General features: G+C 33.8%; 22 protein-coding genes. 1 reads left to right on the top strand and 21 read right to left on the bottom strand.

From position 1 onward, the window contains the following. Positions 1-69 precede the first annotated feature (69 nt). Entirely contained in the window at positions 70-672 is a 603-nt protein-coding gene (locus tag EV144_RS10270; RefSeq protein ID WP_134148508.1) for an N-acetylmuramoyl-L-alanine amidase, read from the top strand. A 109-nt stretch (positions 673-781) separates the two neighbouring features. Here EV144_RS10270 and dusB read toward each other — a convergent pair whose 3' ends face one another. The 21 genes from dusB to EV144_RS10165 all read right to left on the bottom strand — a co-directional run bounded on the left by dusB (position 782) and on the right by EV144_RS10165 (position 22,675). Further along, the gene (gene dusB / locus EV144_RS10265; RefSeq protein WP_134148506.1) at positions 782-1,774 is read right to left on the bottom strand and encodes a tRNA dihydrouridine synthase DusB; all 993 of its coding nucleotides are present in this window, start codon (positions 1,772-1,774) and stop codon (positions 782-784) included. Positions 1,775-1,939: 165 nt separating this feature from the next. Beyond that, positions 1,940-3,226, bottom strand: a complete 1,287-nt coding sequence (locus tag EV144_RS10260; RefSeq protein WP_134148935.1) for a phenylacetate--CoA ligase family protein — start codon at positions 3,224-3,226, stop codon at positions 1,940-1,942. A gap of 2 nt (positions 3,227-3,228) precedes the next feature. Next, the gene (locus tag EV144_RS10255; protein WP_134148933.1) at positions 3,229-4,890 is read right to left on the bottom strand and encodes a C45 family autoproteolytic acyltransferase/hydolase; all 1,662 of its coding nucleotides are present in this window, start codon (positions 4,888-4,890) and stop codon (positions 3,229-3,231) included. A gap of 6 nt (positions 4,891-4,896) precedes the next feature. Then, complete coding sequence (locus EV144_RS10250; protein WP_134148504.1) at positions 4,897-6,414, bottom strand: phytoene desaturase family protein; 1,518 nt, start codon at positions 6,412-6,414, stop codon at positions 4,897-4,899. After that, positions 6,415-10,095, bottom strand: a complete 3,681-nt coding sequence (locus EV144_RS10245; protein WP_134148502.1) for a 1-acyl-sn-glycerol-3-phosphate acyltransferase — start codon at positions 10,093-10,095, stop codon at positions 6,415-6,417. Between the two features lie 187 nt (positions 10,096-10,282). Continuing rightward, on the bottom strand, positions 10,283-11,473 hold the full coding sequence (locus EV144_RS10240; protein WP_134148500.1) for a DUF2062 domain-containing protein: 1,191 nt from the start codon (positions 11,471-11,473) through the stop codon (positions 10,283-10,285). Positions 11,474-11,492: 19 nt separating this feature from the next. Continuing rightward, a complete protein-coding gene (locus EV144_RS10235; protein WP_134148498.1) occupies positions 11,493-11,978 on the bottom strand; it encodes a hypothetical protein in 486 nt (161 codons plus the stop codon). Between the two features lie 2 nt (positions 11,979-11,980). After that, on the bottom strand, positions 11,981-12,352 hold the full coding sequence (locus EV144_RS10230) for a 3-hydroxyacyl-ACP dehydratase (protein WP_134148496.1): 372 nt from the start codon (positions 12,350-12,352) through the stop codon (positions 11,981-11,983). A gap of 6 nt (positions 12,353-12,358) precedes the next feature. Continuing rightward, positions 12,359-12,970, bottom strand: coding sequence for a porin family protein (locus tag EV144_RS10225; protein WP_134148494.1), 612 nt, complete (start codon positions 12,968-12,970; stop codon positions 12,359-12,361). A gap of 37 nt (positions 12,971-13,007) precedes the next feature. Further along, on the bottom strand, positions 13,008-13,643 hold the full coding sequence (locus EV144_RS10220) for a hypothetical protein (protein ID WP_134148492.1): 636 nt from the start codon (positions 13,641-13,643) through the stop codon (positions 13,008-13,010). Beyond that, positions 13,609-14,238, bottom strand: coding sequence for an outer membrane lipoprotein carrier protein LolA (locus EV144_RS10215; protein ID WP_134148490.1), 630 nt, complete (start codon positions 14,236-14,238; stop codon positions 13,609-13,611). The genes EV144_RS10220 and EV144_RS10215 overlap by 35 nt, the downstream gene beginning before the upstream one ends. Beyond that, positions 14,228-14,908 (bottom strand): polysaccharide deacetylase family protein, encoded by a 681-nt coding sequence (locus tag EV144_RS10210; RefSeq protein WP_243854649.1) that lies wholly within the window; start codon positions 14,906-14,908, stop codon positions 14,228-14,230. Before EV144_RS10210 ends, EV144_RS10215 begins: the two co-directional genes overlap by 11 nt. Before the next feature lie 92 nt (positions 14,909-15,000). Beyond that, on the bottom strand, positions 15,001-16,065 hold the full coding sequence (locus tag EV144_RS10205; RefSeq protein WP_134148487.1) for a beta-ketoacyl synthase N-terminal-like domain-containing protein: 1,065 nt from the start codon (positions 16,063-16,065) through the stop codon (positions 15,001-15,003). After that, positions 16,065-17,264, bottom strand: coding sequence for a beta-ketoacyl-[acyl-carrier-protein] synthase family protein (locus EV144_RS10200; RefSeq protein ID WP_134148485.1), 1,200 nt, complete (start codon positions 17,262-17,264; stop codon positions 16,065-16,067). The genes EV144_RS10205 and EV144_RS10200 overlap by 1 nt, the downstream gene beginning before the upstream one ends. A gap of 138 nt (positions 17,265-17,402) precedes the next feature. Then, on the bottom strand, positions 17,403-17,660 hold the full coding sequence (locus EV144_RS10195) for a phosphopantetheine-binding protein (protein ID WP_134148483.1): 258 nt from the start codon (positions 17,658-17,660) through the stop codon (positions 17,403-17,405). Between the two features lie 2 nt (positions 17,661-17,662). Further along, entirely contained in the window at positions 17,663-18,280 is a 618-nt protein-coding gene (locus tag EV144_RS10190) for a 3-oxoacyl-ACP synthase (RefSeq protein ID WP_134148481.1), read from the bottom strand. A 23-nt stretch (positions 18,281-18,303) separates the two neighbouring features. After that, the gene (locus tag EV144_RS10185) at positions 18,304-18,918 is read right to left on the bottom strand and encodes a hypothetical protein (protein WP_134148480.1); all 615 of its coding nucleotides are present in this window, start codon (positions 18,916-18,918) and stop codon (positions 18,304-18,306) included. A 16-nt stretch (positions 18,919-18,934) separates the two neighbouring features. Next, positions 18,935-20,086, bottom strand: a complete 1,152-nt coding sequence (locus tag EV144_RS10180; RefSeq protein ID WP_134148931.1) for a beta-ketoacyl synthase N-terminal-like domain-containing protein — start codon at positions 20,084-20,086, stop codon at positions 18,935-18,937. A gap of 193 nt (positions 20,087-20,279) precedes the next feature. Then, the gene (locus EV144_RS10175) at positions 20,280-20,729 is read right to left on the bottom strand and encodes an acyl-CoA thioesterase (RefSeq protein ID WP_134148478.1); all 450 of its coding nucleotides are present in this window, start codon (positions 20,727-20,729) and stop codon (positions 20,280-20,282) included. Next, positions 20,704-21,987, bottom strand: coding sequence for an ABC transporter permease (locus tag EV144_RS10170; RefSeq protein WP_166670557.1), 1,284 nt, complete (start codon positions 21,985-21,987; stop codon positions 20,704-20,706). The genes EV144_RS10175 and EV144_RS10170 overlap by 26 nt, the downstream gene beginning before the upstream one ends. Continuing rightward, positions 21,977-22,675 carry an ABC transporter ATP-binding protein gene (locus EV144_RS10165; RefSeq protein ID WP_166670556.1) on the bottom strand — a complete coding sequence of 233 codons (699 nt, stop codon included), beginning with the start codon at positions 22,673-22,675 and terminating at the stop codon, positions 21,977-21,979. Before EV144_RS10165 ends, EV144_RS10170 begins: the two co-directional genes overlap by 11 nt. Between the last annotated feature and the right edge of the window lie 6 nt (positions 22,676-22,681).

The raw sequence follows: 22,681 nt of genomic DNA, 5'->3' as shown, positions 1-22,681 counted from the left end.
AATCTTTAATTTGATACAATTTTTCTTAAATATTTTCGTTTAAATAAACTAAACCAAAAACTATTTAGTATGAAAACCAACATCAAAATCTTAGGAATTTTTAGTGCAGTTATCTTATTTGCCCTTTTAGCTTTTAAGCCATTAGAAAAAAAAGTCATTGTTATTGATGCCGGGCACGGTGGTCAGGATCTTGGCGCAGTTGCCAATGGTGTTCAGGAAAAGACGATTTTAGAAACTATTTCTAAAAAAATCAAAGCTTTGAACAAAGATTCAAATGTAGAGATTGTTTTGCTTCGTGAAGGAGATCATTTTATGGAATTGAGCGAAAGAGTTTCTATCATAAATAAACTAAATCCTGATTTGGTAATTTCATTGCACATAAATTCTTCTGAAAATATGGATGCAAATGGAGTTCAGGCATTCGTTTCGGCAAAGAAAGAGTTTTATGAGAAATCAAAAGAAAATGCAGAAAAGATAATTAATGAAGTTTCTGGAGAAAATCTTTTAAAAGGAAAAATAGCAGAAGCTAATTTCTACATTTTGAAAAATTCTAATTGTCCCGCAATAACTCTAGAAATAGGATATTTGTCTAACAATAAAGACAGAGTTTACCTTCTTAGCGAAAGCGGACAAAATGAGATTGCGACTAAGATTTTAGAATCAGTAAAATAAAAGACAATTATATAATAGAAAAGACCTTCAGAAATGAAGGTCTTTTTTTATGACTAAAACATCTTTGTCAAAGTTTTAAACTTTGACAAAGATTTCGCAAAAATTATATTTAAGCAAACTCATAATCTGCATAAACCCTTTTAATTTCATCCATAATAGCGAATAAAATTTCAGGTTCGTCAGTTGTAACCAGTTTTTGTTTGTATTCTTTAAAAGAGTGGATACCTTTAAAATAATTGGTATAATGGCGACGCATTTCTACAATTCCCAAACGCTCGCCTTTCCAATCCATAGACCATTGCAAATGATTTCTGGCCGCTTCAACGCGATCGCTTACAGTTGGAGCAGGTAAGTGTTCACCTGTTTTAAAGAAGTGTTTAATTTCGTTAAAAATCCACGGATAACCAATCGCAGCGCGACCAATCATAATTCCGTCAATACCGTATTCGTTTTTATATTTTAAAGATTTTTCCGGACTGTCGATATCGCCGTTTCCAAAAATAGGCATTGTAATTCTAGGATTGTTTTTTACACGTGCAATGTGCGACCAATCGGCGTGGCCTTTATACATTTGCGCGCGGGTTCTGGCGTGAATCGTCAAAGCCTGAACACCAATATCCTGAAGTCTTTCGGCAACTTCATCAATGTTAATCGAATTGTCATCCCAGCCCAAACGTGTTTTTACCGTAACAGGAAGATCGGTACTTCTAATAACAGCTTTGGTTAAACGAACCATCAAATCAACATCTTTTAGAACTCCTGCGCCAGCACCTTTGCAAACTACTTTTTTTACAGGACATCCAAAATTAATATCTACTAAATCGGGTTTTACAGTCGTAACAATTTTAGACGAAAGTGCCATTGCCTCTTCATCACCTCCAAAAATCTGGATTCCAACCGGACGTTCGTAATCAAAAATATCCAGCTTCATTCTACTTTTTATAGCATCACGAATCAATCCTTCCGACGAAATAAATTCAGAATACATTAAGTCTGCTCCGTGCGTTTTGCATAATCTGCGAAACGGCGGATCGCTCACGTCTTCCATCGGTGCGAGTAATAAAGGAAATTCGGGTAATTCTATGTTGCCAATCTTGACCATCTTCAATATTTTTTGCAAAATTACAACATTTAGTTCAATTCACGGCAAAAGATTCAAAGTCAAGGTAAAGGGCTAAAATTTAACCATATAAGTTATATAAGTTCATTCCAGTCTACATGCTGTTTAAATGAACTTATATAACTTATATGGTTTTAAAAAGATTTTCTAACGGTAATCAAAAAAGCGAATTGGTTTTCTGCTCATTGGGTTAAAAACCAAAGGATTTAAAACTTCTTTTGAAGCAAATTCAATCTTTGGAGTAACTCTCAATTTTGCTCTAAAGTGATCTTTTATTTCCTGTAAAAATTCAGGAGTTTGATTTTTTACTGCAATTTTTATCAGGATTTCATCCGTTCCTAAATCATTGGTTGAAATCTCTATTATATGATTTTCGATATTATCAAAATCGCTCAGAACATCATTCATCGCTGGTGGATAAAGTGTTGTTCCTTTGTATTTTATCATTTGTTTTTTACGTCCGATAACCGGGCCGACACGGAAAGTATTTCTCCCACAAGAACAAGGTTCATCATGAAGCTGTACAATATCTCCAGTTTTAAAACGCAGCAACGGCATCGCCTCAATACCTAAAGTAGTAAAAGTCAATTCGCCCGCTTCGCCATTTTTTACCGGATTATTATTTTCATCCAAAACCTCCGCAATAATTAATTCCGGATGATGATGACCTCCAATTCCGTGTTCACATTCTGTAAAAGCCGTACTCATTTCAGTCGATGCATAAGTTGAAAACAACTTAATATCCCACTTTTCAGTAATTTTTTTAGACAAAGTATTCATCGAAAAATCCTCATTTCTTAGCGATTCTCCAATGCAAATTGCACCTTTTATGCTCGAATTATTATAATCAATTCCGTGAATTTCGGCGTATTCAATTAACTTCAATAAAAAAGAAGGAACCGTAATTACGTAAGAAGGTTTATATTTTAAAATCGAATCCCACTGCAATTCCGGAATTCCTGCGCCTACGCGAATGACACCTACTTTTAGTTTTCTTAAACCTAAAAAATAAGCCAGACCTGCCATAAATTTACGGTCGATAGTGGTCATCAATTGTACAACGTCGCCTTCTGCAATTCCGGCACAAGCAAACGAAATGGCTTCGTTGTAAGCCAATCGATCCAGATCAGAATCGGTTAAACCAAAAGTTACAGGATCTCCTAAAGTTCCGGAAGTCGAAGCGTAATCGATAATTTTATGCTGCGGAACGCAAACAAAATCATCATTGTATTGTTGTAAATCTTCTTTTGTAGTTACGGGTAAATGCTGTAAATCTTCGAGAGTTTTAACCTTCGAAATATCAATATTTTGTCCGGCAAAAAGCCTTTTATAAAAAGGAGAATTTTTGCTGATATACTCTAAAAGTTCGGCTAATTTTTGCTCTTGAAAAATTTTAATCTTTCCTAAAGAATCCTTTTCTATTTCTGGAATCATGGTCATTTTCTTCTGATTTTTTTTAAATATTTTTCAATTGCTTCTTTATCAGCAACAGTTGTAATTTCTTTGGTTAATGCTTTTTCAAAGTTTTCCCGAGCAAGCTTAAAGGATTTCTTTTGGTAAAAATACAATCCTGCTTTATAATACACAACCCAATAATCAGGATTTAAAGATTGGTAGTTTTGAATAAGCTCAGAAGAGATTTCTGTTTTATTTTTTAAATATAAATCTATTTTATCGTCTTCAATTTTAAATTTTTGAAAGTTTAAAAATGCCGTTGTTTTTAAAAACGGATCTTTAGCAATATTCAAATTTTCCTCTTCGAATGAATTAAGGGTTTTTGTTTTTCTTTCCATGAAAATGGAATCTAAATTGTAACAAACAAATTCTCCCATTTGATACGGATTTGCCGAAACCCAAACTTGTTTTGATGCCGGTTTAAAAATAATTCCGTGATGTGCTATAAATTGATTGAGTGCTTTTTCGTTTCCATAACCCAAAGCTTTATTTTGCAAACCGTCTTTGTTTCTTAAAATATCCGAAGCAATTTTAGGATTGATTTTTGGGTTTTGACTAAAAAGTTCCTGCAATTTTTCAAAGCGATATTCTGAATGACTGTTGGCAATCTGCGACATATTTCGCTTATCATTTTTGTAAGCATCACTCTGAAAATGATTCGAACAAAATAATTGATCGGTATTTGGAACATCGTAAACGTCCATTTTTTCGGGAGAAACTTCAATCAAGATAGCTTTATTATCATGCGCACTTCCGATCATTATAGATTCTGAAACAAAAACTTTTCTCTTTTTAGCAATCGCAATTGCTTCGTCAATAGTTGCGGCGTGCTGTAAAATTTCTCGGGTCAGAATAGAAATTGGTGTTTTTGCACTCAGCGGAATTTCCGATTTTCCGGCATTTATCGTTATGGTCAAACCTTCTAAATTCATTCCGGAAACGGCACCGATCATGCCCGGCCAGGTAACCATCATAAACGGATGTCCTTCTTTTGGTTTGATAAACGCCACGATTTTATTTTCCGCGAAAGCGTCATTGACATAAAAATCAAAATTACGTCCGAGAATTAAATTTCCGTCTTCAGATTTGTCGCCCCAAGCCGCAAAAGAAGAACAACCAACTAAAGCCAAATCTTGTAAAGCATGACCAATATCGTGCGCGGCGTGCAGGTATAAACCTCTTTGATAAGGCGGTGCAATATTGTCTAAATCATGAGATGTGTATTGAGAAACGCCATAAATTTCTGCCTGATATTCGTCAGGAACATTTAAGTATAATTTTCGGTTGTACCATTTCAGAAAAAAACGAAGAAGTTTCTGCTGGAATTTTGAGGGAACGATATCGCCAATTTTAGAGAAAAATATCTGTTGTTGTTTTTTCAAAAGCGAGTCGGTCAGCGCGCCGGTGTTTAAGCCAATTTCTAGTGGATCGCCTTCTGCGTACAATTCCCAAATGCCTTGTTTGTTTTTTAGAAGTGAATTTTTTCCAGCAATAAAAACGCTGTCAGATAATTTAGTTACAACTGGTTTTGTATTATTATAAGCAGAAAGATCGGGCTGATGTTTTTGTGATTTTGATATACCGCAGGACGCCAGCATCATTAGAAAACCGACATAAAAAAAGTATGTAATTCGGTTTCTCATCATTTTTTATTCAGCTGTCTGATTAATTTTTGCTACCAAATATTCTTTTCCAACAATTTCAGAACAGGTTACAACAGCGCCAATTGTTACGCCCAAAACACCGTGCATGCTTATGCTTTGGCCGGTAAGATATAAATTATCCAGTTTTGTTTTTGTCGGAATTAAAGTTTTCATCGGGTTATTAGAATCCTTTACATAACCGTACATATTACCGCTGTCGCCGCCAATATAATCGCGATAAGAAAGTGGCGTAGAAGTATGTATTGATTTTATACATTCTGTAATTCCCGGAAATTTCAACTCAATTTCTACTAAGAATTTAGCCGTTTTTCTAGCCTTAAATTCATCATAACTTTCACCGCGATGATTGTCTTCTACAGTCGTATTAAAAGTTTCTGCCCATTCTTGTACATCCTCATATTTCATATAAGTGATAAAAGTCATTCCTTCGGCCCAGATTTCTTGTTTTTTAGAAGCATTCATGGAAGCCATAAAAGCTTTTGGCCAGGAATCTTCGTCATATTCATGCGCTGTCCAGACTTCGGCACTATTTTTAAAATGATAATGATTATGATTGAGATACGGGAATGTTTCCGGTTTAAAAACAATGTAAAGACTAAAGGCAGAAATTACGCCTTCGAGACTTTGAACACGATTGTAAAATGATTTTCTAAAATTTTCTTCGCCCGCCATTTTCAGCGTCGTTTTCAATTCAATATTAGAAATAAAATGAGATCCGAAAACCTGAGTTCCGTCTTTCATGTCTGCCGAAACCACTTTGTTGTTTTCAATATTTAAACGGACAACTTCTTTGTATTTATAAAATTCGCCGCCGTATTTTTTAAGCTGTTTCAAAAGCTGTTTCGTAATCTGACTACCGCCATTGATACAACGCCATGAACTCTGAATGTAAGAGTTGACAGAAAGCGCATGAACGTAAAAAGGCGATTTGTCTGCAATTCCTGCATATAAGAAATTAGTGCCCGCCAAAACGGCTTTTAATTTTTCATTTTGCGTAAATTCTTCTATAGTTTGTTTGGCATTCAGCGCCAGAATTTCACTGTCGTATTTACCTTCCGACTGCAAATTGTACAACGGAAAAGAGTTGCAAATGTCTTTTACTTTTTCGCAGTATTCCTCTAAGTTTTTCTTTTCTTCAGGAAAAAAATGAGTCAGCTGATCAATAAAATTTTCATAACCCTGTGCGTGCGGATATTCATTTTCATCGTCTTCAAAAGAGATAATATCAAAACCATTTTCGTCTAATTTTTTTAAATTTAAATGATCCATAATCCCTAAATATTTAAAATATTTATAAAGATTTTCGCCTTCACTTAAACCTCCGATGTAATGGATTCCGGTATCAAAAATGGTTTTATCACGAACAAAAGTCTGGAGATTTCCACCAAACTGATTGTTTTTTTCGAGCACACAAACGCTGTAGCCTTCTTTAGCCAGAATAATAGCCGAGACTAATCCGCCCAGGCCACTTCCAATAATAACTACATCGTAATGCTCTTTCATCTATTTTTTCTTAAACAATTGCAATGCATTTTCTTCTAAAATACATTCAAAACCAAAGTTAACCAAAGTGTCTTTTAAACCCGAACTGTCAATAAGAATAATCAACGGTGTTAGCGTCATAATATTTTCGAGATCAGTTTTGTAATTTTCATCAGAAATAATAACAGCGTCGTATTGGTTTTCGAAAGCTGTTTCCAGATTTTCTAAATACGAGATTTTTCTTTTCGTAACAATATAATTGGTTTTCGCAATCGCTAGTTTTTCTTCGTCAGCATTATAAGAATCTATTTTTCGCAGCGGTTCCTGCAATGTTAAAAGAACATCCAGCTGTCCGTAATCATTTCCAAAATGCATAATTCTGGCTTTCGCCGAAAGATGTTTATTCAGCTTATAATACGTTTCTAAATGCGTTTTTAGATTATTTTTTACACTGTGTATGATTTCAATTTCTTTATAATCATAACTGTGAATGAGCATTTTTTTCCAATAATCTGCGCCTTCTAATTGCTGACGGATTTTATGAAATTCTTCTTTAAAGAAAGCACCAATTTGTTTGGTTCTTTCGGCATAATTTTTTCCGAAAGAAAGATTCTCAGGTGTAATTCTTTCTAAAATAGAAAGGGTTAAATAACTATGATGAATGACAAAATCTCCTTTAGGAATTGCTTCTGATGCACCGTGAATTAAAACCGGAAGTATGTCCAGATTAAATTCTTCGGCAAGATAAAAAGCACCTTTATGAAAACGTTTAATCTGATTGCTTTCTGAACGTGTTCCTTCGGGAAAAATCATAAGCGAATAACCTTCGTTTACTTTTTGACGCAGATGTTCGACACCGCCTTCGATTCCTTCAGAAACCGGATAAAAACCGGCTTTTCTAACCGTACCGCCAAAAATAGGAGAGTTATAAACCCAGTCATTTACCAAAAATATAATTTTAGGACTCAGCATTCCCATTGCCAGAATATCGATAAACGATGAATGGTTCGCAATAATTATGGCTGGTTTTTCGAATGTTTCATTAAAGTTATTGATAACTTTTTTATGTAAAAACGGACTTGAATAAAGAACGGATTTCATGAATTTTGAAATCACATATCGAAACGCTTTCATTTTTGTTTTTTCCTTAATCGGAAGAATCGGCATAATCGTGATGCTGAAAAGCGACATCAAAATACCGCCCAATCCGTAATAGGCAAATGAAATAATTCCGTGAATTAAACTTCGCAATTCAAACGGCGCATTTCCTTTTTTTGTTCGGTTTGATAAAAATACTTTGAACAAAATCGGGTAAAAAATAAACGTAATAATTAAGGCCGCAAATACCCCAATCAACGAAACAGAAGAAATAGAACGGAGTGCCGGATGTTGTGCAAAAATCATGGCACCAATTCCTAAAATAGTAGTTATAACCGCCAAAATGATTGAAGTTCTGTAAATGGCAATTTCGTTTTTGCCATTCGTAAATTCTTTCTGGAGTGCGCTTGTCATGAAGATACTAAAATCGACACCGTGACCGAAAATCAGTGTGCAGACAATCATACTGAAAATATTCATCTGAATGCCAAAAATGCCCATAATTCCTGCCGTTACAATTCCGGTTAAAGCAATCGGAATACAGCTTACAATTACCAATTCTACTCTTCTGAAAAAGAAAAACAAAATTAGAATTACAGCAACAAACGAATAATTTACCAGCGAATTAAAATCGGTTTTTAAAGTGCTGAAAAAAGTTTCATTCATCTGCTGGCGGTCAATCGCAATCAGATTATTTTTGGCGGAAGCCGATTTTACAAAAGCATCACGTTGATTTGGAGCAACCTTTACTAATGTTGAAATCGTGAAAAAGCCATTTTTTTCTGTAACAAATTCGTGTAATTGTAAAGCTTGAATTTTTAAATAATCTGCTGCAGAAATGGGTTTGAAATTAAAATTTAAATGCTCAAAAAAAGCAGTATAAGTTGTCGGTTTAAAACCCAATTTTGAACCTTCAGAAATCAATTGAGATGTTACAATTTGTTTTTTATTAGCATCCCAAAATGAGTTCCATTTCTCAATTTTCTTTTGCTGTTCTTGCTGCGAAAGCATAATCCCGCCAACAGAACTAAAATTTAAAATCTTGTTTTGGTTTTTTTCTTTAGACAAATCAGAAAAAAGCTGGCTGTTGTTTCGCAAAACTTCTTCCATACTTTTTCCGTACGAAGCCAGATAAATGGTTTTTGAAGTTAAACTCGTGCTTTCTTCCAAATCTTTTTCGGCAGCTTTTATTTCCTTCGGAACAAAATTTAATTGCGATAAATCGTTATTGAAGCCAACATTATTATATGTAAAACAGCAGACAATGGTAATTAAAACACAAAGTCCGATTAGGATTTTATTATTGTGAAAGGAGAAATGTGCTAGTTTATCGATCGCATTTTTTTTATGATCTTCCGGATTATCTTTCGGTTTGTATAAATGAGGAACAATCAAAAGCGAGAAAAATGCCGACGCCATAACAATTACGGCAGCAAAAATTCCGAGATCATTCAACGCATCCGATTTTACAAAAAGCAGACACAAAAAGGCAACAGCAGTTGTAGAACTGCTCATAATAACCGGCATTGTAATGTCTTTGTACAACGTTTTTACATCGCTGTTGTGTTTGTAATGCGTAAGAATATGTATGGAATAATCGATTGTGATTCCCAATAAAATAGAACCAATTCCCAGTGAAATTGCTGAAATTTGTTCTCTTACGAAATATAAAAAAGCAACCGCAAACAATGCTCCAAAAACCGTTGGAAGAAAAATGATAAACGGGATTAAAACTTTGCGGTAAAACAAAATCAAAATCAGCATTAGCGTAAACATCGCGATTGATGTGGTTAAGATAATGTCACTTTTGATTTGTTTGGCGTTGGCAACAGCAATCAAAGCTGAACCAAAATAACTTACGGAAGTTTTTCCTTTGAATTTTGTGTTTAAATTTTCCTGAATCGATTTTAGTTTATCGGCAAGAATGGTGTTTTTTTCTGTTTCGCTAGACGGAAGATTGGACGTAATAAAAAGCAATAATTTCTTTTTGTCTTTGGTCATTACAAAACCATTGTCGAGTGTAAAATCGTCGCCAATATTTAACTGTTGTAATTTTTTTAAGGCGATAAAAGAAATCCCAAACGGATCCTGCAGAATAAAATCTTTAGTAATAAAGCCCGAAGGTGAAATGATAGATTTATAATTTCCCTCTACAGTTGCTGCAATGCTGTCTTTTTGCAGTTTTTGCTGTATGTTTTCGTAATCTTTATCATTAAGAAAAAGAGGCAGATTATTGTAAACAAAATCTATAGTTTCCTGAATATTTTCTTCGTCGATTTTTCCCTGAATTCCGGTAATATAAGGTTTGCAGGAATTAGAAACGCTGTCTGAAAAAGCCGCCGCCATTTCTTTTAAATCTTCATTGGAACCGTTTTTTTCCAATTTAAAAATAACGGTTGTTTTGTCGGCAAAATTAAGTTGTTTCAAAACTTTTGCCGTAACATCTGCTTTGTCGTTTGTTGGGATAAGCTTGGTAATGTCTTCTTCAAACTTAAGCTGCGAAGCAAAAAATCCGAAAGCTAAAAGCATCAAAAAAGCCAAAACAACCGAAAGTGATTTGTTTCGGTTTACAAATAAATGAATGGCGTAAAAATATCGATGCATGGTTGTTTATTGTTTGTTTTTTTGCCACGGATTTAAAGGATTAAAATGATTCCAATCTTTGACAGTTTTGCCACGAATTACACGAATGTACACTAATTTTTTTCTTAAAAAAGTAAATTATAATTCGTGTACATTCGTGTAATTCGTGGCAAAAAAATCTTTTTAATCTGTATAATCTGTGGCAAAACTATACTTTAATATTTGTTTTGTTCTTAGAGCTAAAAGCGGTTAAAAGTAAATAACTTATAAGACCAGAAACCAGCGCTAAAACGGTTGCTAAAATAAGACTTCCAATGATATATTGTGCAGCATTTTTTTGAATATCATCTAACGTTAACGAACTATCTAAAACTAAAGGAACATCATTAGACACAAAAAGACTTCCGGTCTTTAAAGAGCCATAAATAATAAACGGAATAAACGGAGGAAAACTCACGTTTGACGATAAGTACGCTATAACTTTATTAAGCCTGAATAAGGCGGCAAAAGTAAAAAGGAGTATAGTTTGAAAACCCCAAAATGGAGAAAGACCAATAAAAATGCCTAAAGCAATCGCAGCAGATTTCTTAAAATTAGAATCACTGCTTTCTAAAATGTCTTCGAGAAAGAATTTTTTAAAGCCTTTTTTTTTTGCTCTTCTAAAAAAATCTCTTGGTTTTATGTACAAAAGAGCATTGATTACCAAAACAGTATTTAGAATACTGATTCTCGTAAAATCCTGAAAAGGACGAAAATGAGAAACGCGTTCTGCCGGATCGTACAAAATCTGAATCGGAATATTTTTAACGACAATTCCTTTCCATGCCGAGCGAACAATAACTTCGATTTCCAACTCAAATTTATTGGTATAAAATACTTTTGGAATTAATTTTAAAGGATACAATCTAAATCCCGACTGTGTATCGTCGAGTTTAATTCCGGTTTCGAATTTGAACCAAAAATTAGAAAACTTATTCCCGAAACTGCTTTTCTTTGGCACATTTTCCGTTGTCATGTTTCGGCTTCCAATCAAAAGAGCATTGGGTTCGTTTAGAATTTCTTCCAAAAAAACAGGGATGTCAGATGCAAAATGCTGTCCGTCAGAATCAATTGTAATGGCATATTCAAAATCCATTTCAATTGCTTTTCTAAAACCATTTCGCAGCGCCCTTCCTTTTCCTAAATTTTTAGGATGATGAATTTGAGTCAGCTGCGAATATTGTTTTAAAATGTCAGCCGTTCCATCTGTAGAACCGTCGTTGACAATAATAATATTTGATGTAAAACCTAAAACAGAATCCAGCACTCTTTGCAGTGTTTTTTGATTATTGTAAGTGGGTACAATAACACAAAAGTTAACAGAATTAAGCAGTTCTTGCTGGGACAGAATAGATTTCATGAGGGATTTTTTCTTGTATTTACTTCACAAATTTCTTCTCTTTTGCAGAGAAACTTTTAGATTGTAAAACAAAGTCTTTTAAGTAGTTTTTTAAAGCGTCATTTTGCTCGGCATAATGCGCTGTAATAAACTTTTTATCTTCTTTAATATTTTTTTTGTAACCCGTAATTCCAGGTACATCTTCCTGAATGCTCAAACGGATCATTCTAATTTCAATATTGTTTTGTTCGGTTGCAATAACAGATTCAAGCAGTTTTGCGCCTTCTTTAAAACGGCTTATTTTTTCGCCTAATTTTTTTTCAAATTTAGAATCTAACAAAATCGAAGCCGCTTTGTAAGCCACCATAATTTTATCATCTGTGTTTGCAACGCCCGAAAGTTTTTCTACAAAGTCTTTTGCATTTGCTTCTGATTTAGCAACATCGGAATACATTTTTCTAATGCTGGCCAAATCTGGAGTGGCAGCAAAATTTACCAATAAAAATAATGTCAATAATAGTTTCATAATTATATCTTTTTATAACTATTGCTTAATTTTAAAGCAACAGTATCGTTAAAATAAGTGGTATTTTTCACTTTAACGAGATCATCATCTGTGGTCGTAATGTCCAATTCCAGACGCAGTTCCGGAGTAAGCTCAGGATTAATAAGCGCCATAAATTTTACATTGGCAAGCGTTTGAATAATCAACGAAGAGTTGGTAACAGATTCTGTTAATTCTTTAATAATCTGAATCATGCAGACACCCGGCATAATCGGATTTCCAGGAAAATGACCCTTGAAAACATCGTGTTTTTCATTGACCAAAATCGTAAAATTGTATTTAGAATCTCCTGTTTTTTCTTGTGAAAGAACGTTGTAAAAATCTTTTAAAACCATCTGTTGTTATTTCATTTTAAATGTATAGCTGATACCAATCTGGAAAACCTGATTAAGGATAATATCATCATAATAATAATCCCCGTTGTCATCATAATCCAGACCATCATAACCATAAATGTCAATTAAGCCTTGTTTAATTCTTGCTTCAAAAGTTAATCCGTTTGGTAATGTATACCCAAGACCACCTACAAAAGCTAAATCAAAATCGACAGGTCTGTAACCAAAATCGCCAAAATTGTCATCTGTTTTAAAATCAAAAGAAGGCCCCGCTAAAATGTGAAATCCACTTCCCTTAAAATTAAACTTTGCAACGGCTCCAACTGTTACATAATTTAGATCGTAATTTACATTACGATACGAATTATCTGTCAAACTGTATTCTCTGCCTTCAGAACCTTGTCTTGAATACGTCAATTCTGGCTGCAGCGAAAAATATTTATTAAATCTTATATCTACTAAACCACCAATATAAAAATCAGATTTAGTGTTATTATAATCTATGTTGGTTAATCTCGCAAGATTCAAACCACCTCTTAAACCCGGGCTTACAGTTACTTGTGCCTGAGATGCTATACCGATAAATAAAACAAATGCAATTACGAAAGATTTTCTCATTTTGAATTGATTTTAAGTTTATTATTAGTTTAATTTTCTACTCTGATTTAAAATAATTCAACTCGATTTTAAGCTTAATATTTTGATGAATAATCTGAATCTTCTCAGCAAAAATATTGTTTTCTGAATTAAAAAGAACGGTTATTTTTTCTTTTGTTTTAGACGCACGAACTACTTTTTCCAGTTTTTGATCTTTCTTCGAAATAAAAAGATAATTGTCGCGGCTGCCGTCTATTGATTTATAAATGTCAAAAGAATCGTTTTCAAATTGTTCGGCAATCAAATATTGTTTTTTCAGCAAAAGACGAAAATCTTCTTTTAAAGTATTAATCAATATTTTTCGGTCTAATTCTGAAACAATAGAATTGACTTTAAAATCATTTTCAGAGATTTCAAAATCCATTAATTTATTGCCAAATTCGGTCGTAAAAACAACACGGTGCGTTGTGTCGTTGATTTTTTTAGTAATAAAGATACTGCTTATTTCATGTCCGTAAACCGTAATGTTTGCTTTATAAACATAATCGGTTTTTGCGTCTGAAAAATAGGGAGCTTCGTAAGATGTTTTATCTAATTTTTTAGGCGAATAATTTTTTGTGACCGAGCCGCAAGAAATTAAAACAATTGCCAGAAAGCAATTAATTAGTAAAAACTGAATCGTCGATTTTTGCATTGATCACTTTATTTTTAAGTACAATTCGGGTATAATCTTCAGAAGATTCTAATAATTTTACCTGAACGACAGTTGCTTCTTCTTTGTCAAAAGTCAGTTCAATTTGTTTGATGTATTTTTTAAGCGTTGCATCTTTCGGAATAAATTTCGCCAGATTTTGTCCTTTTAATTTAAAATACGAAATCGTAAATTCTTTGTCATCAAACATATTCCCGCTCACGCTGCCCACAATTAATTTATTGATTCGGGCAAAAATTTTGCTGTTGCCAATATCAACCGCACTTTTCTTTCCTTCGTCGTTAATCAGGATTTTTCCGTTTTTAAAAACGATGCTGTAATTGTATGGTTTTTTGTATTGCCATTGCAGTAAACTAGGTTCTTTAAAAATCATTTTCCCGGAAGTTTCAATGTCTTTCGATAAAAAATCCATGTGTTTGTACTGAACAAAATCAGTGCTCAATGTTTTGATTTTTTTCGAAACTACATTTACATCTTGTTTAAAAGAAGCAATTTCGGCATCCGTCATTTTTTGTTCCTGAGCAAAAACAGCACTAATGTTTAATAATAAAAGGAATAGATATATTTTAGTTTTCATAAGCTTTAAGATTCAAAAGTTCTTCAATAGAAATTACAGTATAATTATTTTCCTGTAAAAATTGCAAAAACTGTTCCAACACAAAAACCGAGTGTGGTGCAGTATCATGCAAAAGTACAATTCCGCCGGGAGAAATACGTTTTATAATTCGATTGAAAATTAAATCCTTATTTTTTGTTCCTCCGTCAAGCGAACGAATATTCCAGCCAATTACTTTATGTCCGGTTGCTTGCAAAGCTCTTCGAATCGAAGGTGTTGTAACTCCGTAAGGCGGACGAAAAAAGTTTATTTTTTTTGAAGTTAATTTTTCAAGAAGCCTATCTGTTTTCCTGATTTCTTCGGCTATCATTTCGGCATTATAAAAATCAAAAAATTTAGAATGACTGTACGAGTGATTTCCAATCAAATGACCTTCGGCAATAATTTGTTTTACAATTTCAGGATGCGCTTTAATATTTTTTCCAATGCAGAAAAAAGTTGCTTTGGCGTTGTATTTTTTTAAAAGCGCTAAAACTTCTAAAGTATAAGAACTAGGTCCGTCATCAAAAGTGAGCGCAATTTTTTTTTCCGTAATTAATGGATTATTACAGAATGCTTTTACATGATAATTAGAAGAAATTCTCGAAGAACCAATTGCGTTTATTGCAATCCAAATTACAATTATTCCCAAAAACCAAAGAAAATTTATTGTTATATAAAGATTCAGCAGATTTAAAAGAAAAAGCAAAAAAATAAAAAATATCGTTATGTTTTTATGCGTTATCATTTTGAAAGTAACGTAAAACTATGATTTTTTCCGTTTAATTGGTTGTACAATAAAATAGTGTTGTAAGCTGGTTTTGTAAACGAATTTACTTTGATAATTTCCGGAACTTCCTGCGTTTTGATGATTTTTGCTGCCATCCAAAAAGCAAAAGCGGAAGCCGTATCGTATTCGCCGCTCAAATGTTTGTAATATAAAACAGGTGTTTGTGCAAAAGCATTTTCGGCAATATTTTTATAATAATTTTCAAAAGCAGCATTTCCGTCAAAACCTAAAACCAGGGCATCGATATCAGAAATCTCCAGATTATTTGATTTTAGAAAAGACTTGATTTCAGATTCAATTTCATTTTCTTCCAATGTATTTACAATCGCAACATCAAGAAGTTCGGCGTATGTATTGTCTTTTCTTTCATTTTGTAAAACAAAAAAACTAGTGCCTTCTCCGTAAACTGCACCGCTTGTTGCAGAAGTCAAAAGATCATAAGGCCCGGAATTATCTTTTTTAATGCGTCCGTTTAATTTGAAAAGGGCAGTAGTATAATCCCCATTTTCATCAACACCGCCCACTAAAATAGAATTGGCTTCGTCTTCTTCAATTTGCATTTTAGCGTCTATAAGTGCCGATTCAAAAGAAACAGCGCCGTTTACATACGTAAAATTATAGCCTTTGCATTGCTGTAAAAGAGCAATCTGCGCGCCAACAGTATTATGCGTTGATTGAATAAAAGAAGTCGGCGTTAAAAATTCTTCATTATTATCCAGAATGCTTTTTAGGAATTTTTCAGAATCTTCGATACATCCTAAACCAGTTCCGGTAATTATGGCGTCAACATTTTCTACATTAGCATCTTTCATTGCTAGTGATGAAGCCACAATTCCGTTTTTTACTCCTTTTGCCATTCTTCGAATTGCTGCAGGCGAAATGTATTCTTTATAAACTGGCGGTACAATTGCGAGTACATTTTGATCGTGATTTACAACGGCTTCTTCCAAAAAAACAGTATCAAATGTTTTTTGAGTCGAAATACAGCCTACTCCATTTATATATGTTTTTTTTGTCATTAGCTTTTTGAAAATATAAGGGTTGAACAATTTCCTCCAAAACCAAAAGAATTGGATAAAACGTGTTCGATATTTTTGTTTTTTAAAGTAGTTTGCGGCGTCAAATCGAATTCTTCCATTTGAGTTTCAAAATTCAAATTCGGATAAACGGCATTATTCTGAATGGCCAAAACGCTGTAAACAGCTTCAATCGCCGCCGCCGCCGCTAAAGTGTGTCCTGTAAAAGGTTTTGTCGAACTAAAATCAGGCACTTTTTCATCTTCGTAGATACGGCGCAAAGCTCTTCCTTCAGATAAATCATTGTTTGGAGTTGCCGTTCCGTGTACGTTGATATAATCAATCTGAGAAGGTTTTAAACCCGAAACTTCAAACGCTTTTTTCATTGCCAAATAAGCGCCGTCTCCATTTTCTGAAGAAGCGGTTTGATGAAAAGCGTCGTTTGCATTTCCGTAACCCGAAACTCTTGCCAGGACTTTTTTGTTTTGTTTTGCCACAACTTCATCCGATTCTAAAACCAAATATGCTGCCGCTTCGCCAAGATTTAATCCCTTACGATTGTTGTCAAAAGGTTTGTTGTAATCGTCAGTTAAAATCATTAAAGTCTTAAATCCGTTGATGGTAAATTTTGCCAAAGCATCGGCACCTCCTACAATTACACGATCTAATTTTCCGGTTTTAATAAGTCGTGCGCCAAGCATAATCGAATTTGCTGCCGAAGAACAGGCGGTACTTATTGTAGTAACCATTCCTTTAAGACCTAATTCTTCTGCGATTTTATCTGCAACATCACCGCCGTCATGACACGTAATGTATTTTACCAGTTCTGGTTTTTCGAAATAATCGTAATAATGTTTTTCGGTCATGTCCATTCCGCCAACGCTTGTTGCCGAAATTAGTCCGGTTCTAAATTCGTTTATATTGGTAATGCCGGCATTTTCAACAGCTTGTTTTGCTGCTAAAGTACCAATCATAGCCGTTCTCGAAAAGTTATTAGTTTCAGGAAGATTCAATTCGCCAATCATTTCTGAATTGGTTTTTTTGATTTCTCCAACTTTAATTACATTTTCGTGAACAGTAGAAATATTCTGAATTTTAGAAACGCCGATTTTATTTTCGATTAACGAAATATAATTCTCCTCGACAGAATTCCCGATCGCGGAGATAATTCCCATTCCTGTTATGGCAACACCTTTTGTCATTTTAGATTTTAGATTTATGATTTTAGATTTGCTCGAACTTTGTCAAAGTTTAAACTTTGACAAAGTTGACATATTATCTGAATTAGATTTTAATATTTCTGTTTAAGAGATCTAAAATCTAAAGTCTGAAATCTAAAATTACTTCGTTCTGTTAGCGTCAATATAAGCTGCCATAGTTTCGATAGACTGAAAAATAGTTTTTCCTTCTTTCGGATCTACTAATTTAATTCCGTAATCTTTATCTAAAATCACGATTAACTCCAGAGCATCAATCGAGTCTAAACCTAAACCGTCACCAAACAAAGCATCGTTATCTGCAATATCTTCAACAGCGATATCTTCAAGGTTTAAAGTTGTAATGATTTTGTTTTTTAATTCTGCTTTTAATGCTTCCATGATTATTTATTGTATAAAGTATTGATCGTTTCGTTAATATATTTCGTGTTTTCCTGTGCACTTATGGTACAAAGAAAAGCTTTATAATTGTCATTAAAAAATTCAACCCAGCCACACAAAACGGTATCTGCTTTATTCGTATTCAAAAGAATATTAGAATAATTCGACATAAATTCTGTGTTAAAGGCATCAAATATAAAGAAAGAATTTTCACTTTTCAGCTGATGACGAATACTTATTTCGCCCAAACATATATTTGGAAGCGTATAAACGAACACCGCCGGACTCGGAAAATAATTTTCTTTGTCTGAAATTGATTCCTGATATTTTACATCAGTATCTAAACTCGACGATTTATTCGCCAAAACCAAAGCAATATTATTTTCCTGCTCTGCAGAAGTTATCGGGCTCAAAAGCAATTCAGAACCCAAAAAAGCCAGTTTGCTCAAAGCATCCATTTTGAAAAACTTTGGATATTGAATCTCAAAATGACGTAAAGCTTGTTTGGCGAAATCAGCGAAATCAGTTGGTTCAATTTTGAATACAGAAGTTCCGTTGAGAACAATTTCGTTGTTTTCTATTTTGATGTAGGATTGTATGTAGGTTTTGTTTTGAGTCATTTTTTTTAATACAGATTTGTTTTTTAAGAAACCCAAGTATCAATAATTTTACTGATATGCCATTCTCCGGATCTATTTTTAATTGTAATTTCAAATCCTCGTCCGCATCTCCCACCGCCACATGAAGCACTTGCTTTTAAAGTTCCTGATGTTTTAGTTTTATTAAAATGAATTTTAGAAATTGATATTGTGCCTACAGGAAGTGAACTTTTTTTGTCATTTATATCCCAAAATCGCTCTTCAGGAAATTTGGACATATATTGAAAATCGTATTTTTTATTCTTTTTAAAAGGCGTTAAATCAAATTTATCATCCTTAATTTTATTGTTTTCAATAAAATCATAAACGGCTATTAAGATTCTATTTTTATCCTTTTTAATACTGTCTTGTTCGTGCCAATATTTTTTTAATATTTCTTTGTGTGCAATCGTATCACGCTCATTTGTTTTAGGGTCTAATCTTGGAGGAGGTGGTGGTGGTAGAACAGTTCTTCTATCCATATAAATAGAATCTACAATTTCAATGAATACATTGTTAATTACATTTTTTTCAAAATCAGATTCAGACACTTCTTTCTTTTTACATCCAAATGATGAAAGAAGAATTAGAGTTATAAATATGAATTTTGATAGTTTCATTTTCAATTCGTGAAAATTAGTGCAATTCGTGTTTTACTTTTTCAAAAACTACAGCCGTATTACAACCTCCAAATCCAGAAGCCGTTTTCAAAAAGAAATCAATCTTCTTTTCTTCGTTTTTCTCAATTACGTTAATTGGTTCGCTTACGCCAATTTCATCAAAACCTTTCGATTCAAAAAGCATATTTTGGTTTGCAGATTCAATTGCAATAACCGTTTCTAATAATCCCGAAGCGCCTAATGTATGTCCGTAAAAACCTTTTAAACTATTTATAGGAACATTTTGTAAACCCAAACGATTTAGTGCAATCGCTTCCATTTCGTCATTGAAAGGCGTTGCTGTTCCGTGCGCTGAAATATAATCTATTTTTTGAGCTTCGATTTGAGCTTCTTTCAAAGCATTCTGAATACTTAAAAACAAACCTTCACCCGTTCTTGAAGGGCCAGAAATATGATTCGCGTCGTTTATCGAACTGTCGCCGATAACTTTTATTTTAGCGGTTGCCGGATTCGCCGAAACTAAAACGGCTGCTGTTGCTTCGCCTAAACTTACGCCGGTTCTATTTTTAGAATACGGTTTGCAAGGCAGATCACTCATTGCCTGAAAAGCATTAAAACCAGATAAAACAAATTCTGAAACTTCATCGCCGGCAATAACAAAAACATGATCGTAAAGCGCTGACTGAATTAATCTTTTGGCAATTGAAATAGCTAAAATCCCAGAAACACATGCATTTGAAACTACAATTGGCTGTGTCGTAAATCCGAAGAAATGGGAAACGTTTTTTGCTAAAACATCTAAATGTGCGTTTTGAAAGCTTTCTTCAGAATCGCTTTTCAAAGCGGTAACATTTCCTTTTGTTGTAGAAAGGATAAAACCCGTTTTTGAATTTAATGTAACTCCGGAATTTTTGATAATCGGCTCTAAAGCCAAAATCATCATTTTCTCTAAACGAGAATATTTTGTTTTGGTGCTTATTTTTTCAAAAGCACTGTTTAATTTCTCATTATTTATGATTGAAGCATAAAACGGCATCGGCATCAAAGAAAGATCTTCGTGTTGTGCAATTCCAGATTTACTGTTCACAATAGCATCAATGTTTGACTCGACATCAAATCCTAATGGCGTGATACAATTGGTTTCTGTAATATATACTTCTTTAATAATCATTATATTCTGTTTTTATTCTTTCCTGCAAGGTTTTCAAAACCTTGTAGGTATTCTGTGTTTAATCTCTCGCAGATCTTGCAGATTAAGCGGATTTATTTTGTCTAAAGGTTTCACGCAGATTATACAGATTAAAGCAGATTTGCACAGATTTTCTATTTTAAAATTTGTGCTAATTCGTGAAATCTGTGTTTTATTTTAATAACCCAACTTTTCGTTTCCATTCTTCATAGAAAGGAGGATTGGTCAGCATTAAATTTCCTTCTTTGTCTAAAAATACCTGAACAGTTTCGCCGGTGCAGGCAACTTCGCCTTTGGCATCAATAATTTTAAAGCGGTAAATCATTTTGGCGGCAGGAGTATCAACAACTGTTGTTTCTATTGTGACCACATCGCCGTAACGAAGTGATAATTTATGTTCGCATTTTGATTTTACAATTGGCGTTGTATAACCTGTTGCTGCAATATCCAAATATGTAAGTCCGTGCTGGCGTCCGAATGCTTCTCTTCCGTCTTCAAAATAAGTAATATAGTTTCCGTGCCAAACGATGCCAAGCGGATCAGTTTCGTTAAAACGAATTCTGATTTCGTGGGTTACGGTTAGGTCACTAGCCTCGTTAAACTGTTCTTTTCTTTTTGTCATAAAATAGTGCGATCGAGGTTGTGATTATAAAAAACAAAAACAATAAACTTATTTTTGGAATGATTTCTAATAAAGATACGTTGCGCAATAAAACGTCGTAAAAAGCTTCTAATGCCCAATTCATAGGAGATGATTTTGCAATAATCTGCATGATTTTTGGCATGGCAAAAACCGGAACCCAAACACCGCCAACGGCAGCTAAAATGATAACGCTTGTTGCGCCAAAAGGAGCAGACTGTTCTTGTGTGCTGGCAACAGTTCCTAATAAAATTCCGAATCCTATTGCGGCAAAACCAGAAAATAAAGCAACGATACTCATTAAAAACAAATGTCCTTCGATATTTAATGGAGGAAGTCCAATATGTGGAAACAGAAAAATGGCAACGGCAACCATCATGTAAAACTGAATCATACAGATTGCAGAATAGGTGATAGTTTTTCCGATAATGACAATTAAATTAGAAACCGGATTGGTTAATAACCGAACAAATGTTCCTTGTGATTTTTCTTTTACGATATTGATAGACAACGGAATTACAATAAAAAATATAGCAAAAAGTGTCCAGGCAGGAACGTTGTGCTGTACCGAATTTGGCAGTACTTCTTTGTTGTTGATTTTTGGAATTATTTCTTTGAAAGTAATAAAACTTTTTTGTTCAAATGAAGTTGTTCCTTCGCCTAATTGATTTTGAAAAGTAGTGTAAATAGATTTAGTTTCGATTTGTGAAATCATTTTATCAATCGAATTCATCACCGCATTTTTAAAACTCATCTGAACCGCCGGATCAAAATACAGTTTTACTTCTTTTTCTTTAATTACTTTAGAAGGTGCTGCCGTTGCCGTGCTGTCGGCTAAACCCATGCTGCTGACAATTTTGGCTACATTCTGATCAATCTTGGTTTGTAAATCGGTACTTAAATTTTTCGGAATTACAATTGCCAATTGAAATTTTCCTTTGTAGACGGCTTCTTTTGCTGTTTCTTCGGTAATAGGTTTATTGTCAATTTGAGTAACTACGGTAAACAAATTGCTTTTTTCCAGATTATCAAAAACGGTTTTAGAAACAGAACCCTGATCCTGATCAACCAATAAAATCTGAATTTTATTTTCGCTGATGGTTTTAAAAGTACTGTCTTGAATTAAGGTTACGGTAATAACCAAAACCAAAGGCATGATAAATAAAATGATCAATCCGCCTAAATCTCTTTTGAGTAAAAGAAATTCTTTTACTACCGACATCCAAATTTTATGCACCATCTCTAAAGTCTTTACCGGTTAATGAAATAAAAACATCTTCGAGATTTCTGGCTTCTTCGGTGGCATGAATTAATCCTTCTGGTGATCCTTGCGCAAAAATTCTGCCTCGGTCCAGAATAGCAATATTCGAACAAAAATCTTCGGCTTCTGCCAAATGATGAGAAGTATATATTATAGTGGTTCCTTTTTGGTTCAACACTTTTAAATAATCAATAATGGCATTTTTAGATTGCACATCAACACCAACAGTTGGTTCATCCAAAAACAAAACTTTCGGATTGTGCAGGATTCCGGCAATAAGATTTACTCTTCGTTTCATACCGCCCGAAAAAGTTTCGATGCGTTTGTCGGCAAATTTTAAAAGCCCTAAAAGATCTAAAGTTTCGACTACTTTGTCTTTTAGATCAGTTCCTTTTAAGCCGTACATACTTCCAAAATAATGCAGATTTTCTCTTGCAGTTAATGTTGGATATAAAGCATATTCCTGAGGAACAACGCCAATAATTTTTTTGATTTTTGAGGAATGATTTGCGTAGTTCAAATCATAAATGGTAAAATGCCCCGAAGTTGGTTTTACCAAACCACAAAGCATAGAAATTAAAGTTGTTTTTCCGGCTCCGTTTGGACCCAGTAAACCAAAAATCTGGCCTTCGTATATGTTTAGCGAAAAATCATTCAAAGAATACATTTCTGC

The organism is Flavobacterium sp. 270 (assembly GCF_004368785.1).
GTDB lineage: Bacteria > Bacteroidota > Bacteroidia > Flavobacteriales > Flavobacteriaceae > Flavobacterium.
Note: the sequence above shows the minus strand (reverse complement) of the source record. Positions and strands in the feature narration are given on the sequence as shown.

Excerpts from the sequence above, each read along its gene's own strand:
- EV144_RS10270 (WP_134148508.1), top strand. The coding sequence starts at position 70 with ATGAAAACCAACATCAAAATCTTAGGAATTTTTAGTGCAGTTATCTTA.
- dusB (WP_134148506.1), bottom strand. The coding sequence starts at position 1,774 with ATGGTCAAGATTGGCAACATAGAATTACCCGAATTTCCTTTATTACTC.
- EV144_RS10260 (WP_134148935.1), bottom strand. The coding sequence starts at position 3,226 with ATGATTCCAGAAATAGAAAAGGATTCTTTAGGAAAGATTAAAATTTTT.
- EV144_RS10255 (WP_134148933.1), bottom strand. The coding sequence starts at position 4,890 with ATGAGAAACCGAATTACATACTTTTTTTATGTCGGTTTTCTAATGATG.
- EV144_RS10250 (WP_134148504.1), bottom strand. The coding sequence starts at position 6,414 with ATGAAAGAGCATTACGATGTAGTTATTATTGGAAGTGGCCTGGGCGGA.
- EV144_RS10245 (WP_134148502.1), bottom strand. The coding sequence starts at position 10,095 with ATGCATCGATATTTTTACGCCATTCATTTATTTGTAAACCGAAACAAA.
- EV144_RS10240 (WP_134148500.1), bottom strand. The coding sequence starts at position 11,473 with ATGAAATCTATTCTGTCCCAGCAAGAACTGCTTAATTCTGTTAACTTT.
- EV144_RS10235 (WP_134148498.1), bottom strand. The coding sequence starts at position 11,978 with ATGAAACTATTATTGACATTATTTTTATTGGTAAATTTTGCTGCCACT.
- EV144_RS10230 (WP_134148496.1), bottom strand. The coding sequence starts at position 12,352 with ATGGTTTTAAAAGATTTTTACAACGTTCTTTCACAAGAAAAAACAGGA.
- EV144_RS10225 (WP_134148494.1), bottom strand. The coding sequence starts at position 12,970 with ATGAGAAAATCTTTCGTAATTGCATTTGTTTTATTTATCGGTATAGCA.
- EV144_RS10220 (WP_134148492.1), bottom strand. The coding sequence starts at position 13,643 with ATGCAAAAATCGACGATTCAGTTTTTACTAATTAATTGCTTTCTGGCA.
- EV144_RS10215 (WP_134148490.1), bottom strand. The coding sequence starts at position 14,238 with ATGAAAACTAAAATATATCTATTCCTTTTATTATTAAACATTAGTGCT.
- EV144_RS10205 (WP_134148487.1), bottom strand. The coding sequence starts at position 16,065 with ATGACAAAAAAAACATATATAAATGGAGTAGGCTGTATTTCGACTCAA.
- EV144_RS10200 (WP_134148485.1), bottom strand. The coding sequence starts at position 17,264 with ATGACAAAAGGTGTTGCCATAACAGGAATGGGAATTATCTCCGCGATC.
- EV144_RS10195 (WP_134148483.1), bottom strand. The coding sequence starts at position 17,660 with ATGGAAGCATTAAAAGCAGAATTAAAAAACAAAATCATTACAACTTTA.
- EV144_RS10190 (WP_134148481.1), bottom strand. The coding sequence starts at position 18,280 with ATGACTCAAAACAAAACCTACATACAATCCTACATCAAAATAGAAAAC.
- EV144_RS10185 (WP_134148480.1), bottom strand. The coding sequence starts at position 18,918 with ATGAAACTATCAAAATTCATATTTATAACTCTAATTCTTCTTTCATCA.
- EV144_RS10175 (WP_134148478.1), bottom strand. The coding sequence starts at position 20,729 with ATGACAAAAAGAAAAGAACAGTTTAACGAGGCTAGTGACCTAACCGTA.
- EV144_RS10170 (WP_166670557.1), bottom strand. The coding sequence starts at position 21,987 with ATGGTGCATAAAATTTGGATGTCGGTAGTAAAAGAATTTCTTTTACTC.
- EV144_RS10165 (WP_166670556.1), bottom strand. The coding sequence starts at position 22,675 with ATGTATTCTTTGAATGATTTTTCGCTAAACATATACGAAGGCCAGATT.